This window comes from Streptomyces sp. NPDC002867, from assembly GCF_053591895.1.
In genome coordinates, this window is the sequence record NZ_JBSFUR010000002.1 from 1 (window position 1) to 12,984 (window position 12,984).

14 protein-coding genes are annotated in these 12,984 nt (G+C 71.2%); 11 read left to right on the plus strand and 3 right to left on the minus strand.

Annotated features, from left to right (window positions below):
- Nucleotides 1–461 precede the first annotated feature (461 nt).
- Entirely contained in the window at nt 462–794 is a 333-nt protein-coding gene (locus ACWD0A_RS01525) for a hypothetical protein (protein WP_451293559.1), read from the minus strand.
- A 125-nt stretch (nt 795–919) separates the two neighbouring features.
- On the opposite strand from ACWD0A_RS01525, the gene ACWD0A_RS01530 reads away from it, so the two are divergent.
- Entirely contained in the window at nt 920–1,135 is a 216-nt protein-coding gene (locus ACWD0A_RS01530) for a DUF5988 family protein (protein WP_451293561.1), read from the plus strand.
- Between the two features lie 602 nt (nt 1,136–1,737).
- Here the strand turns inward: ACWD0A_RS01530 and ACWD0A_RS01535 are convergent.
- Nucleotides 1,738–1,965, minus strand: coding sequence for a hypothetical protein (locus ACWD0A_RS01535; RefSeq protein ID WP_451293563.1), 228 nt, complete (start codon nt 1,963–1,965; stop codon nt 1,738–1,740).
- Between the two features lie 409 nt (nt 1,966–2,374).
- On the opposite strand from ACWD0A_RS01535, the gene ACWD0A_RS01540 reads away from it, so the two are divergent.
- From ACWD0A_RS01540 to ACWD0A_RS01580, 9 genes are all read left to right on the plus strand, one after another.
- Nucleotides 2,375–2,971: a dihydrofolate reductase family protein gene (locus ACWD0A_RS01540; protein WP_451293565.1), complete on the plus strand. Its 597-nt coding sequence runs from the start codon at nt 2,375–2,377 to the stop codon at nt 2,969–2,971.
- The gene (locus ACWD0A_RS01545) at nt 2,968–3,519 is read left to right on the plus strand and encodes a cupin domain-containing protein (RefSeq protein ID WP_451293567.1); all 552 of its coding nucleotides are present in this window, start codon (nt 2,968–2,970) and stop codon (nt 3,517–3,519) included. The genes ACWD0A_RS01540 and ACWD0A_RS01545 overlap by 4 nt, the downstream gene beginning before the upstream one ends.
- Nucleotides 3,512–4,381, plus strand: a complete 870-nt coding sequence (locus ACWD0A_RS01550; protein ID WP_451293569.1) for an SDR family NAD(P)-dependent oxidoreductase — start codon at nt 3,512–3,514, stop codon at nt 4,379–4,381. The genes ACWD0A_RS01545 and ACWD0A_RS01550 overlap by 8 nt, the downstream gene beginning before the upstream one ends.
- A 100-nt stretch (nt 4,382–4,481) precedes the next feature.
- Nucleotides 4,482–5,150, plus strand: a complete 669-nt coding sequence (locus ACWD0A_RS01555; protein WP_451293571.1) for a TetR/AcrR family transcriptional regulator — start codon at nt 4,482–4,484, stop codon at nt 5,148–5,150.
- Nucleotides 5,147–6,808: an FAD-binding dehydrogenase gene (locus ACWD0A_RS01560; RefSeq protein ID WP_451293573.1), complete on the plus strand. Its 1,662-nt coding sequence runs from the start codon at nt 5,147–5,149 to the stop codon at nt 6,806–6,808. The genes ACWD0A_RS01555 and ACWD0A_RS01560 overlap by 4 nt, the downstream gene beginning before the upstream one ends.
- Nucleotides 6,805–7,605, plus strand: coding sequence for an SDR family oxidoreductase (locus ACWD0A_RS01565; protein ID WP_451293575.1), 801 nt, complete (start codon nt 6,805–6,807; stop codon nt 7,603–7,605). Before ACWD0A_RS01560 ends, ACWD0A_RS01565 begins: the two co-directional genes overlap by 4 nt.
- A gap of 212 nt (nt 7,606–7,817) precedes the next feature.
- Nucleotides 7,818–8,231, plus strand: coding sequence for a YciI family protein (locus tag ACWD0A_RS01570; protein ID WP_451293577.1), 414 nt, complete (start codon nt 7,818–7,820; stop codon nt 8,229–8,231).
- Nucleotides 8,232–8,541: 310 nt separating this feature from the next.
- Nucleotides 8,542–9,141, plus strand: coding sequence for an HhH-GPD-type base excision DNA repair protein (locus ACWD0A_RS01575; protein ID WP_451293579.1), 600 nt, complete (start codon nt 8,542–8,544; stop codon nt 9,139–9,141).
- A 165-nt stretch (nt 9,142–9,306) separates the two neighbouring features.
- Complete coding sequence (locus ACWD0A_RS01580) at nt 9,307–10,839, plus strand: M28 family metallopeptidase (RefSeq protein WP_451294017.1); 1,533 nt, start codon at nt 9,307–9,309, stop codon at nt 10,837–10,839.
- A gap of 36 nt (nt 10,840–10,875) precedes the next feature.
- Here ACWD0A_RS01580 and ACWD0A_RS01585 read toward each other — a convergent pair whose 3' ends face one another.
- On the minus strand, nt 10,876–12,489 hold the full coding sequence (locus ACWD0A_RS01585; RefSeq protein ID WP_451293581.1) for a helicase HerA-like domain-containing protein: 1,614 nt from the start codon (nt 12,487–12,489) through the stop codon (nt 10,876–10,878).
- A 96-nt stretch (nt 12,490–12,585) separates the two neighbouring features.
- Between ACWD0A_RS01585 and ACWD0A_RS01590 the strand changes: the two genes are divergently transcribed.
- A complete protein-coding gene (locus ACWD0A_RS01590; protein ID WP_003955420.1) occupies nt 12,586–12,882 on the plus strand; it encodes a type II toxin-antitoxin system VapB family antitoxin in 297 nt (98 codons plus the stop codon).
- Nucleotides 12,883–12,984 lie beyond the last annotated feature (102 nt).

Sequence of the window (12,984 nt, forward strand, 5' to 3'; positions counted from 1 at the left end):
GGCACCCTTCTGCCATTCGGGCGCCCCCCAGCAGTCGTTCTGTCTTTCATCGCCTACCCGGAGGCCGGGTGTTGCGACGTTGATTAGAACCCAAGCTCGCGGTGGGGCCCTTCGACGTTCTCCGTCTCAGTTGTCCTTCGGCGACTCCCAGAGCATGTCGCCGACTTGTAGGTACTCGACCGGATGCTGTCCCCCGGGCCCGGACATGCAGTCCCCGGTAGTCCTCTCGATCTCGCGAGTTCCAGTCGTCGCTGAGAACCCTGAGGTCGAGCGGATCTGCCGGGGGCCTGGCCAGAGCCGACAAGTGGGTCACGCCGGCCGGTGGACGTCTCCACCGACGGTGCGGCTCGCTCTGGTTTTCTGGTGTATATCGGATTTTCCTCCGGATTTACCGCAAGTCAAGACCTTCGGGACATCGGACGGGCTCGTGTTCATGGGCCCCGGACGCGTCTCCGACCGGTTCATCGCCGGGTGGCCAGCCACAGGCAGACGTACGGCGGTACGGCTGCGGCCAGGGCCGTGATGACCGCGGCACCGGCCAGCCCCTCGCTGACGGTGGGCAACACGGCGCTCCGCTCGCCGTCAGCGGTCCGGACGGTGACTTCGCACCCCTCCTCCGTCATGCTGATGCTGTCGCCCATCCCATAACCGGTGTCCAAACACTCCCGGGAGGCGACGGCATCGGCGCCGAGCCACAGCAGCGCGGCCATGCCCGCGAGGAGGAGCGCTCCGGTCAGGCCGCTCGCGCGCAGTCTGCGGGTCCGGTCCCGGACCTGAGGGGCATCTGTCGTCATGCGGCCATGTTCCCTGTTCGCCCCGCGAACCGGAACGGGGACCGCATACCTCGCCGCCTGGCGCTCACCACCGTTCCCGGCGCGTCACGGACCGGGCCCGTGCGGGCTTTGGGGAAACTGCCGTCATGACCGACGCATCGAAAGCAGTCCTCGAAGGCGGCCCCGCCGATCTTCCGGAGCGGATCGTCTCCCTCTCCGATCCGGCCGTGCCCGGGACCGACCTCAAGATCCCGTTCCGCGGCGGGTACGAGCACTTCAAGGCCACGTCGCGGCAACAGGAGACCGCCGAAGGGGCGTTGCCCGTCTACGAATGGTGGGAGCGCACGGAACTCCCGGGCTGACCGCCGCTCGGGCCGTCGCCCCGGCGACCTCGTGCGCCGTGCGGACGAAGGCGCGGACCCGCGCCTGTGTCGTCGCCGGTGCGCGCCGGACCGGGCCGTAGCCGACGGGCTCGGTGTCTCCGGAAACGGAACGCAGGTCACGCCGGGCCCTTGATACGTGGCCGGAATGCGCGTCGAGGTCGTCGCCGCCGGCTCGGGCTCGCCCGCGCAACTGCTCGGCGGTTACCGCGCCGGACTCGTCGCACAGATCGGCGCGGCTCTGCTCGCCGCCGCCATCAGGGCATTCGGGCCGCGTTCCCCGACCGGGCGCGATTGTCGAGGATTCGGTCCCGGAATCCCGTACCGAAATCACCGCCGCCCGCTGGTCCGTTCCACCGCGGGAAAGGTCCGCACCTGGGCGGAAAAGGCCCTACCGATACGGGAAAGGTCCCTATCGACAGGGGAAATCCATGCCGTTCCGATGCCGGTCCGGACATGCGCAGGGGCCCCGGGACTGGATATTCCGGGGCCCTGTCCCCGCCCTCATCACCCGCGGATGCGCGGGCGGGGGCGGGCAATGCTCTTGGCCGAGAAGGCCGAGAAGACCGTGAGAGAGGTCGTTCTCAGATGCCGGTGGTCTGCACCGAGACGAGACCCTGGGCCCCACCGGTGACCGCGGCGACCGGCACGACGGACGCGACGGCGTGGGCAGCCCCGACGACGTCACCGACGTTCACGGCCGCACCGTAGCCGTTGACACCGGCGTGGGCGCTGGCGATACCGCCGGAAATGCCGTCCAGCTCGCTGTCGGAAATCTCGGCGGTCTCAACAGGGGTGAAGTCGTTACGCACTTTCTCTCCCTTTCCATACTGGGGGATTCCTGGACTGACGCCGAACGAATGCGCCAAAGGAAAACGGGCCGGCAAACGGTCGCCTGACGCCCGGAGCGGGTATCGGCAATCGCGACTCCCGCACCACAGGATGAGATCACGCCAACGGACCAACCGGCAACTTACGCTCCGGTTTTGACGGTGAATACTTCTTCACGACAACGCCAACTGACGTGCACTTTCGTCTGACACCTCGGCGGACGAATACCGCCGATTGGAATCCGGGCGAGATGTCGTCAGATGTCTAATTCCTGGGCGTATCGGGGTACAGATGAGCCGAAATACACCGCGTCCGATGACTTCACGGAGCGGATGCGGTCCCCCTGCGGGACCGCGAACCCAGGGCGCACGCCCGGAAGGGGTGGCGACGATGCGCAAGCTGATCGTCTGCAACATCATTTCGCTCGACGGCTACTTCGAGGGCCCTGGTGGTGACGTCATGGCCATGCCGTTCGACCACGGGTTCTCCGAGTACAACGCCGAGCGGCTGCGGGCCGCCGACACCCTGCTGCTCGGCCGCACGTCGTACGAGGGGTTCAGGAGCTACTGGCCGGCGGTCGCCGACGATCCGGAGGCACCGCCACTGGAGCGGGAGATCTCGCGCCGCAACAACGAGATCGACAAGATGGTCGTGTCGGACACCCTGACGCCCGACCCGGCGGCGCCCTGGCACGACAACACCCGCGTCGTCGCACGCGCCGAGGCCCACGACCGGATCGCCGAGCTCAAGAAGGGACCGGGCCGCGACATCCTCGTCTTCGGCAGCCGCACCCTGTGGAACGACCTGCTGGCCCACGGACTCGTGGACGAGCTGCATCTCATGATCGGTCCCGGTGTGATCGGCGCGGGCACCCGTGCCTTCGAGAACGGGGCGGCCGCTCCGCTGCGCCTGCTCGGCACCCGCACCTGGGACAACTCCGGGCTCGTCCTGGTCGCGTACGCCGTCGAACCGGCCCGAGCCCGGTGACGGACGGCCGGGACGACCGCGCGGATGCAGCGGAGGTCGCCGCACTGGCCGCGCTCTACGGGCTGGAGCGACTGGCGGTGGAGGGCGGACTGTTCCGCCGGACCTGGGCGGGACCGCCGGACGCCACGGGGCGCCCGGCCGGTTCGGCGATCATCGTGCTGCTCACCGCCGACGACGACGGCTTCTCGGCCATGCACCGGCTGCCGGTCGACGAGGTGTGGCACTTCTACGGCGGCGACGGGCTGGAGCTTCTGCTCCTCGACCCCGACGGCAGCAGCCGGGTCGAGCGGCTGGCCGCGCCGGGCTCCGGAGGGCGGGTGCAGGCCGTGGTGCCCGCGGGCACGTGGATGGGTGCCCGCGTGGCACCGGGCGGGGCGTGGTCGCTGTGCGGCACGACGATGTCCCCCGGCTTCGTCGCCTCCGACTACGAGGGCGGGGACGTCGGCGAACTCGTCGCCCGATACCCGCAGGAGGCGGGCCGTATCCGGGCGCTGTGCCGTCCGCACGCGCCCCTGCGCATGACCGACGAGGAGACCGGCGATGGCTGACCACCCGTCCGACCGCAGGCCCGGCAGCACGCCCGCCCCGCCGGGCGGTTCGGCGAGCGATCCGACGAGGAGCCCGGCGAGCAGCCGGTCCGCAGACCCCTCACTGCCCCGGCTCACGGGCTCCGTCGCGCTGGTCACCGGAGCGGGCGGACTGATCGGCGGGGGCGTCGCGAGGCGGTTCGCGCAGGCCGGCGCCGCCGTCGTGCTCCACCACCGGCCGGGCGGTCGGCCGGTCGCACAGCTCGCGGAGGCGATCACGTCCATGGGCGGCGCGGCGCTGCCGGTCGAGGCGGACCTGACGGACGAGCGCGCGTGCCATCGGCTGATCGAGGCGGCGGCCTCCTGGCGGGGGCGGCTGGACGCGCTGGTCAACAGCGCGGGGATCCAGCCGGTCCAGGATCTCGCGGGCATGACGGCCGACGACTGGCGCCGCATGTCCGACGCCAATGTGACCAGCGCGTTCAGCTGCACCCAGGCGGCCGCCGGCGTGATGTCGGACCAGGGCGGCGGCACGGTCACGCACATCGCCTCGATCGAGGGCAGCCATCCGGCTCCCGGGCACGCGCACTACAGCTCCGCGAAGGCCGCCCTGATCATGTTCGCGCGCGCGGCAGCACTCGAGTACGGCCAGCGCGGCATCCGCGTCAACACGGTCTCCCCCGGCCTGATCCACCGGGACGGCATCGAGGACGCGTGGCCCGACGGCGTCCGCCGCTGGACCCGGGCCGCGCCCCTGACCCGGCTGGGCCGCCCCGAGGACGTCGGCAACGCGTGCGTGTTCCTCGCCTCGGACGCCGCGGCCTGGATCAGCGGCCACGACCTGGTGGTGGACGGCGGCGTCAGCGCCCGCCCGACCTGGTAGCAAAGCGGCCGCCGGAAGGACGGCGCCGGGCCGGTGCACACCCCTTGTCGATACACAAACGCATCCGATACGTTCGCGCATCGAATGAGGGGACCCGGCCATGACCGCCACCGCACCCACACCCACCACCGAAGCGGCATCCGCATCGCCGCCCGCGCCCAAGCGCGTCACCGCACGCCGCGCACAGACACGGCGGCGCATGCTCGACGCCGCCCTCGACGTGTTCGCCGACGAGGGCTTCGGCCGCTCGACCGTGGAACAGATCTGCGAACGGGCCGGCTACACACGCGGCGCCTTCTACTCCAACTTCACCTCCCTCGACGAGTTGTTCCTCGCCATGTGGGAGGAGCGCTCGCAGCGCATGCTCGCCGATCTGCGCGAGGCGCTCGGCGAGGTCTCCGCCGCGGCACCCGAGGAGGCGCTGCGGGCCGCGCTCCGCGCCATCCCCGTGGACGACGCCTGGTACAGGGTGACGGCCGAGTTCACCGCGCACGCGCTGCGCAATCCGTCCCTGCGGCGCGTGATGGCGGCCCGCGAACAGGCGATCCTCGACACGATCCTGCCGGTCGTCGTCGACGCGCTCGCGCGGACCGGGCGGCGGGTCCCCGATGTGACGGCCCTCGGGCAGGCCCTGGTCGCCGTGCACGACGGCACCTCCGTGCAGGTGCTGCTCGAACCGGACAGCGAGGCGCCGCACAGGCGCCGCGAGGAGCTGTTCGGACACGTTCTGCAGGCATACAGCACGCCCGGCGCCGAGGAGGCAGCGTGAGCGAGGACGCCGATGTCATCGTCGTGGGAGCGGGACTGGCCGGTCTCGTCGCGACGTACGAACTGACCCGTGCGGGACGGCGGGTGGTGGTCGTCGACCAGGAGAACGAGGCCAACCTCGGCGGTCAGGCGTTCTGGTCGCTCGGCGGACTCTTCTTCGTCGACAGCCCCGAGCAGCGGCTGATGGGCATCAAGGACTCCGTCGACCTGGCCATGTCCGACTGGCTGGGCTCGGCCGGTTTCGACCGGGAACGCGAGGACCGCTGGCCGCGCAAGTGGGCCGAGGCGTACGTGCACTTCGCCGCCGGTGAGAAGCGCGACTACCTGCAGCGGCTCGGGCTGCGGGTGATGCCGACGGTCGGCTGGGCCGAGCGCGGCAACGGCACGGCGGGCGGGCACGGGAACTCCGTCCCGCGCTTCCACATCACCTGGGGCACCGGTCCCGAGATGGTGCGGGTCTTCCGCGAGCCCGTGCTCGCCGCGGCTGCCCGCGGCCTGGTGACCTTCCGTCACCGCCACCGCGTCGACGGGCTGATCGTCGAGAACGGGGCGGCCGTCGGTGTGCGGGGCACCGTGCTCGAAGCGTCCGGCCAGCCGCGCGGGGTCGCCTCCTCGCGTGAGCCGGCGGGCGAGTTCGAGCTCCGCGCGCAGGCCGTGGTCGTGACCTCCGGCGGCATCGGAGGAAACCAGGAGCTGGTCCGCGAGAACTGGCCAGCCGACCGCCTCGGGCCCGCGCCCACGTCGATGATCACCGGCGTTCCCGCGTACGTCGACGGCCGGATGCTGGGGATCACCGAGCGCGCGGGCGGCTCGATCGTCAACCGCGACCGCATGTGGCACTACACCGAAGGCATCAGGAACTGGGACCCGATCTGGCCCGATCACGCGATCCGGATCATCCCCGGCCCCTCCTCCCTGTGGCTGGACGCGACCGGGCGCAGGCTCCCCGTCCCGCTGTTCCCCGGCCACGACACGCTCGCCACGCTGAAGCACATCGTGGGCACCGGGCACGACCACACGTGGTTCGTGCTGACGCGGGCGATCGTGGAGAAGGAGTTCGCGCTCTCCGGCTCCGAGCAGAACCCGGACATCACCGGCAAGGACCTGAAGCTGGTGCTGTCCCGTGCGAAGAAGGGGGCCCCCGGCCCCGTGCAGGCGTTCCTCGACCACGGCGAGGACTTCGTCGTACGGCCGACGCTCAAGGAGCTCGTCAAGGGTATGAACGCCCTGACGCCCGACTGCGAACTCGACTACGCGCAGGTCGAACGGGAGGTCCTGGCACGCGACAGCGCGGTGGACAACGCGTACACCAAGGACTTCCAGCTCATGTCCGTCGTCAACGCCCGCGCGTACTGGCCCGACCGGCTCACCCGGGTCGCGAAGCCCCACCGCCTCCTCGACCCCGAGCGGGGTCCGCTGATCGCCGTACGGCTGCACCTGCTGACCCGCAAGACGCTCGGCGGCCTGGAGACGACGCTGAACTCGCAGGTGGTCCGGCCCGACGGGTCCGTCTTCGACGGTCTCTACGCGGCCGGGGAGGTCGCCGGATTCGGCGGCGGCGGGGTGCACGGCTACAACGCGCTGGAGGGCACGTTCCTCGGCGGCTGCGTCTTCTCCGGCCGGGCCGCCGGCCTCGCGATCGCCCGGCGGCTGGCGTGACGCCCCGGGGCACGGCCCTGGTGACGGGCGCGTCGTCGGGCATCGGCGCCGCCGTGGCCGCGGCGCTCGTGGAGCGCGGCTACCGCGTCTACGGCACGAGCCGCGACCCGGCGTCGGTCACCGACCCGGTCCCCGGCGTCGAGTACCTGGCCCTCGACCTCACGGACGACGCTTCCATCGAGGCGTGCGCCGCGGCGGCCGGTGCGGTGGACGTCCTGGTCAACAACGCGGGCGAGAGCCAGAACGGGCCGCTGGAGGAGCTGCCCATGGAGGCACTGGAACGGCTGTTCCGCCTCAATGTCCTCGGGGCCGTACGGCTCACCCAGCTCCTGCTGCCCGGCATGCGGGCCCGCCGGCGCGGACGGGTGGTCATGATCGGCTCCATGCTGGCCAGCTTCCCGCTCGCGTACCGCTCCTCGTACGTCGCCTCCAAGGCGGCGATCAAGGGCTTCGCGAACGCCGCGCGGCGCGAGGTCGCCCCGTACGGCGTCGGCATCACCACCGTCGAGCCCGGCTCGATCAACACGGGCATCAGCGAGCGCCGCACACAGTACGTCGCCGACGACTCGCCGTTCCTGGCGGAGTACCGCACGATGCTCGCCGCGCTCAACGCCAACGAGGCGAAAGGCATCCCGGCCCGGCGCGTCGCCGCCACCGTGGTGCGGGCGACAGAAGCGGCGCGCCCGAGGCCGCTCTACGCGGTGGGCAGCAACGCGCCCGTGGTGTTCGCACTGCGCAGACTGCTGCCGAGGTCGGCCGTCGAGCGAATGGTGGCCCGCAGACACGGGCTGCGCTGACGCGGACCGCCGCCGGGCAGGGCAGTCATCGGCGATCCCGCGCGCGGTGTGCATGAAGCCGCCGGGCGACAAGACGCCGCCGGCCGCCGCGACCGTCCGAATAAACCCGGCGCGCCCTGCCGAGAATCCGGTTCCCGCTCCGCCGTCCCCTGTGAGAGTTGCACACAGGGGGCGGCAGCGAGGGGCGAAGGCCCGGACGAAGGAGCGAGACCATGAAGTACCTGGTGATGATTCAGGGCACGCAGGCCGACTACGAGGCGATGCGCGGCAAGGCGTCGCCGGGGGCGCCCGCGTGGAGCGAGACGGAGATGCAGGCGATGTTCTCGTTCATGCAGTCCGTGAACGACGACCTCGCGAAGTCCGGTGAGTTCGTCGACGGGCAGGGGCTCGCCGAGCCCGCGCTCACCCGGCACGTGACCTCCGGCGAGGACGGCCGGCCGGTGATCACCGACAGGCCGTACAGCGACACGCAGGAACTCCTCGCCGGCTACTGGGTCCTCGACTGCGAGAGCCTGGAGCGGGTCACGGAGATCGCCGCACGGATCGCGCAGTGCCCGACCCCGGACGGGACCACGGAGTACCCCGTCGTGATCCGGCCCGTCCTGGACGGCGGAGGCGATGTCTGAACCGCGCGCCCGGGACCGAGGACCTGCTGCGTCGCCGCGCGCCGCAGGTCCTCGGCGCGCTCGTGCGGCGCTGCGGCCGCTTCCGCCTGACCGAGGACGCGGTGCAGGAGTGGCCGGACGCCGCACGGGCGCGTCTGCCGGAGCCTGCGGGTGACAGCAACGGCCGCCCTCGCCGCCTGCCGGGCGGCGGCGCGCCACACGCTCAGACTGCCCGAGGCGCGCCACCTCCGCATGCGGGCGGCCCGGCTCGCGTCCTGACCTGCGGCCCACGGCGCTGGCGGCCCGTACGCCGCCGGGCGATCATCGGGACATGGACGCCACGATTCACCTCGCCCAGCAGCCCGAGGCCGACGCCCTGCTCGGCCGCAGCCCGCTCGCCGCCCTCGTCGGCATGCTGCTCGACCAGCAGATCCCCATGGAGTGGGCGTTCACCGGCCCCTTCACGATCGCGCAGCGCCTGGGCGCCGACGACCTGGACGCCGCTCAGATCGCGGCGTACGACCCGGACGCCTTCGGCGAGCTCCTCCGGCAGAAGCCGGCCGTGCACCGCTATCCGGCGTCGATGGCCAAGCGGGTGCAGGAGCTGTGCCAGTTCCTCGTCGACGAGTACGACGGCGACGCGAGCGCCGTGTGGCGGGACGCGGCGAGCGGCGCCGAACTCCTGGCACGGCTGAAGGCGCTGCCGGGCTACGGCGAGCAGAAGGCACAGATCTTCCTGGCGCTGCTGGGCAAGCAGTACGGCATCACGCCCGAGGGGTGGCGCGAGGCGGCCGGGGCGTACGGCGAGAAGGACTCCTACCGGTCCGCGGCCGACATCACCGGACCCGAGTCGCTGGCCCGGGTGCGGGCGTACAAGCAGGAGAAGAAGGCGGCGGCCAAGGCGAAGAAGTCGGCCACGGAAAAGCGCTGATGGCGGCACGTGGACGCGGAAGCAGTCCGTCCGGGCATCAAGGTGAGGAAAAGCGCCGCCAGTTGTGGAAAAGGTGTTCACAGAACCCCCGGCAGATCGCTAGCTTCCCCTCAACCCACGTTCGCACCGGGAAGGACCTCTGTGAACGCAACCCCTCGCAGAGCCGTGGCCACTCTGGCCGCAGCCGCACTCGCGACCCCGCTCCTGCTGGCATCCGCCTCCCCTTCCGCAGCCCGTACCGACCCCGCCGACCGAGCGGCCAAGGACGCGGCGAAGCTGGCCAGGAAGCTGGTCGCCCGTGCGTCGGCCGACGACGCGTTCGAGCACCTCGAGAAATTCCAGCAGATAGCCGACTCGTCCGGCGGCCACCGCGCCGCCGGCTCCCTGGGGCACGACGCGTCGGCCGCGTACGTGTACCAGCAGATGAAGCGGTACGGGTACGACGTCTCGTACCAGAAGTTCGAGTTCGTCTACACGCAGACACTGGCGGAGAAGCTGTCGGTCCTCTCGCCGTCGCCGCGCGACCTCACCATCAAGGCGATGACGTTCACCAAGTCGACCCCCGTCGGCGGTGTCCGCGCCGCGCTGGCCGCCGTGCCGGTGGACGACACGACCGGCTGCACGGCGGCCGACTACGCCTCGTCGGCGTTCACCGGCAAGATCGCGCTGATCAAGCGCGGCGGCTGCACGTTCGCCGAGAAGCAGGCTGCCGCGGCCGGCGCCGGTGCGGTCGGCGCCATCGTCTACAACAACACGGACGGCGTGCTCTCCGGCACCCTCGGCGATGCCGCCGCGGGGAAGATCCCGACCGGCGGCATCACCAAGGCAGACGGCGAGAAGCTCGCCGCCGACCTGGCCACGGGGCCGGTGAACGTCTCCTTCGAGATCCGCCAGCTCCAGGAGACGCGCTCCACCAACAACGTGATCGCCGAGACCCGCCACGGCAACGCGGCCAACACCGTGATGCTCGGCGCGCACCTCGACTCGGTCACCGAGGGCCCGGGCATCAACGACAACGGCTCCGGCTCGGCCGGTCTGCTCGAAGTCGCCCAGGAACTGGCCAAGAAGGAGCCGCGGCCCGCCAACAAGGTCCGCTTCGCCTGGTGGTCCGCCGAGGAGAACGGACTCCTCGGCTCCGAGCACTACGTCGCGAACCTGAGCGATCTCGGCAAGAAGGAGATCAAGCTCTACCTGAACTTCGACATGATCGCCTCGCCGAACTACGGGCTCTTCGTCTACGACGGCGACGACTCCGACCGCGTGGGCGCGGGCCCCGGCCCCGCCGGCTCGGCGCAACTGGAGCGCGACATCAACGAGTTCCTCGACCGGCAGGGCCACCCGCACGAGGGCACCGACTTCACCGGCCGTTCCGACTACGGCCCGTTCATAGAGGTCGGCATCCCGTCAGGCGGCACCTTCACGGGTGCCGAGGGCATCAAGACCGAGGCACAGGCGAAGAAGTTCGGCGGCACGGCAGGCGTCGCGTACGACCCGAACTACCACGCCAAGGGCGACACCATCGACAACATCGACATGGACGCCTTCGCCGTGAACATCGGCGTCATCGCCAACGCCGTCGGCACCTACGCCCACGACCTGAGCTCGCTGCGCAAGCCGGTCGCGACCGTCCCGACGGAGGGCGACGCGGGCAGCGGCGGCGGCCTGCACGACGGCCACGACCACGAGGTCGCCGAGTAACGGCCCCACGCAAGGGCACAGCGGCGCGCCGCGGGATCACCTCCTGCGGCGCGCCGTTCCGAACAGGGAGCGCGTGATCTCCCGGCCGAGCTGGGTACCGACCGAGCGCGCCAGCGACCTGAAGACGCCGCTGCCCATGACCTGCTCGGCGAGCGACTCCTCCCGCCTCTCCCCGCTCCGCCGCGCGGGCTCCGGCTCGGCCTCGCGCTCTGCCTCCCGAGCCGCCTTCTCGGCCGCCGCCTCCGCCGCCCGCTGCTCCGCTGTCAGCCGCTCGTACGCCGACTCGCGGTCGACGGCCTCGGCATAGCGCCCGTACAGCGAGGACCCCTTGACCGCCGCGTCCAGCGCGGCCGCCTCGGCCGGCCCCATCCGGGACCGCGGCGCGCGCAGCCGGGTCACGGCGACCGGTGTCGGCGCGCCCGTGTCGCTCAGCACGGTGACCACCGCCTCGCCCGTCCCGAGCCCGGTGAGGACCTCCTCCAGGTCGTACGGGGACTTCGGGAAGGTCCTGACCGTGGCCTTGAGCGCCTTGGCGTCCTCGGGGGTGAAGGCGCGCAGCGCGTGCTGCACCCGGTTGCCGAGCTGCGCGAGGACGTCGCCGGGCACGTCCTTCGGGGTCTGCGTGACGAAGAAGATCCCGACCCCTTTCGAGCGAATCAGCCGCACGGTCTGCGTGATCGACTCCAGGAACGCCTTCGACGCCCCGCTGAACAGCAGGTGCGCCTCGTCGAAGAAGAAGACGAGCTTGGGCCGGTCCAGGTCCCCGACCTCCGGCAGGTCGTGGAAGAGGTCGGCGAGCATCCACATCAGGAACGTCGAGAAGAGCTGCGGCTTGTCCTGCACCGCCGGCAGCTCCAGTACGGACACGCGCCCGCGCCCGTCGGGCGCCGTGCGCAGCAGCTCGGCCGTGTCGAAGGCCGGTTCGCCGAAGAATCCGGAGGCGCCCTGCTGCTCGAAGGCCGTGATCGAGCGCAGGATGACTCCGGCGGTCGCGGTGGACAGTCCGCCGATGGTCTTGAGCTCCGCCTTGCCCTCGTCCGACACCAGGAAGGCGACCACGGCCCGCAGGTCCTTGAGGTCGACCAGCTCCAGGCCCTTGGCGTCGGCGTAGTGGAAGATCAGCCCGAGGGACTGCTCCTGCGTCTGGTTCAACCGGAGCACCTTCGCGAGGAGCAGGGGGCCGAAGTCGGTGACCGTGGCCCGCACTGGAATGCCCGGCCCGATGCCGCCGAGTCCGTAGAACTCGCACGGGAAGCCCGCCGCGGACCAGCGCTGGCCGACCTGACCCGCCCGCTCCAGGACGCGATCGCCGCCCTGCCCCGGGGCGGAGATCCCCGACACGTCCCCCTTGATGTCGGCGAGGAAGACCGGGACGCCGTTCGCCGAGAGCTGTTCGGCGATCAGCTGGAGCGTCTTGGTCTTGCCGGTGCCCGTCGCGCCGGCGACCAGGCCGTGCCGGTTGAGCATCGACAGCGGGATGCGGATCTGCGCCCCGGGCAGGCACTGCCCGTCCCACAGCAGGGCGCCGAGGTCGAGCGCGGGGCCGGCGAAGGAGTAGGCGGAGGCGATCTCCCCGGCGGGCGGTGGGAGGGCCGCGGCGGACCCGATCTCCTCGCCGGCGCCCTGGCGCACTGGCTCCTGAGGTGTCATGAGAGACCCCTGTTTCCCGTTTTGCATACTTTTCCGCAGGATCGCACTGCGGCTCCGCGGCTGCGCCCGGTGCCCCTCGGCCGGTAGGCTTTCCGTGTGATCTTCAAGCGCATCGGCAACGGGCGGCCGTATCCCGACCACGGCCGGGAAAGCACCCGGCAGTGGGCGGATGTCGCGCCGCGCCCGGTCCGCCTCGATCAGCTCGTGACGACCAAGGGCCAGCTGGACCTGGAAACGCTGCTCGCCGAGGACTCGACGTTCTACGGCGACCTCTTCGCCCATGTCGTGAAGTGGCAGGGCGACCTCTATCTGGAGGACGGGCTCCACCGCGCCGTGCGCGCCGCCCTGCAGCAGCGCCAGGTGCTCCACGCCCGCGTGCTCGAGCTGGGCTGAGCCCCCGCGGCAGGGTCGGCCGCTGATCCTTTCGGGGTCTTTCGGCACCGTACGGACGCAATGTACTGATCGTTTAGTAGGCACGGCGACCAGGCCGCACTA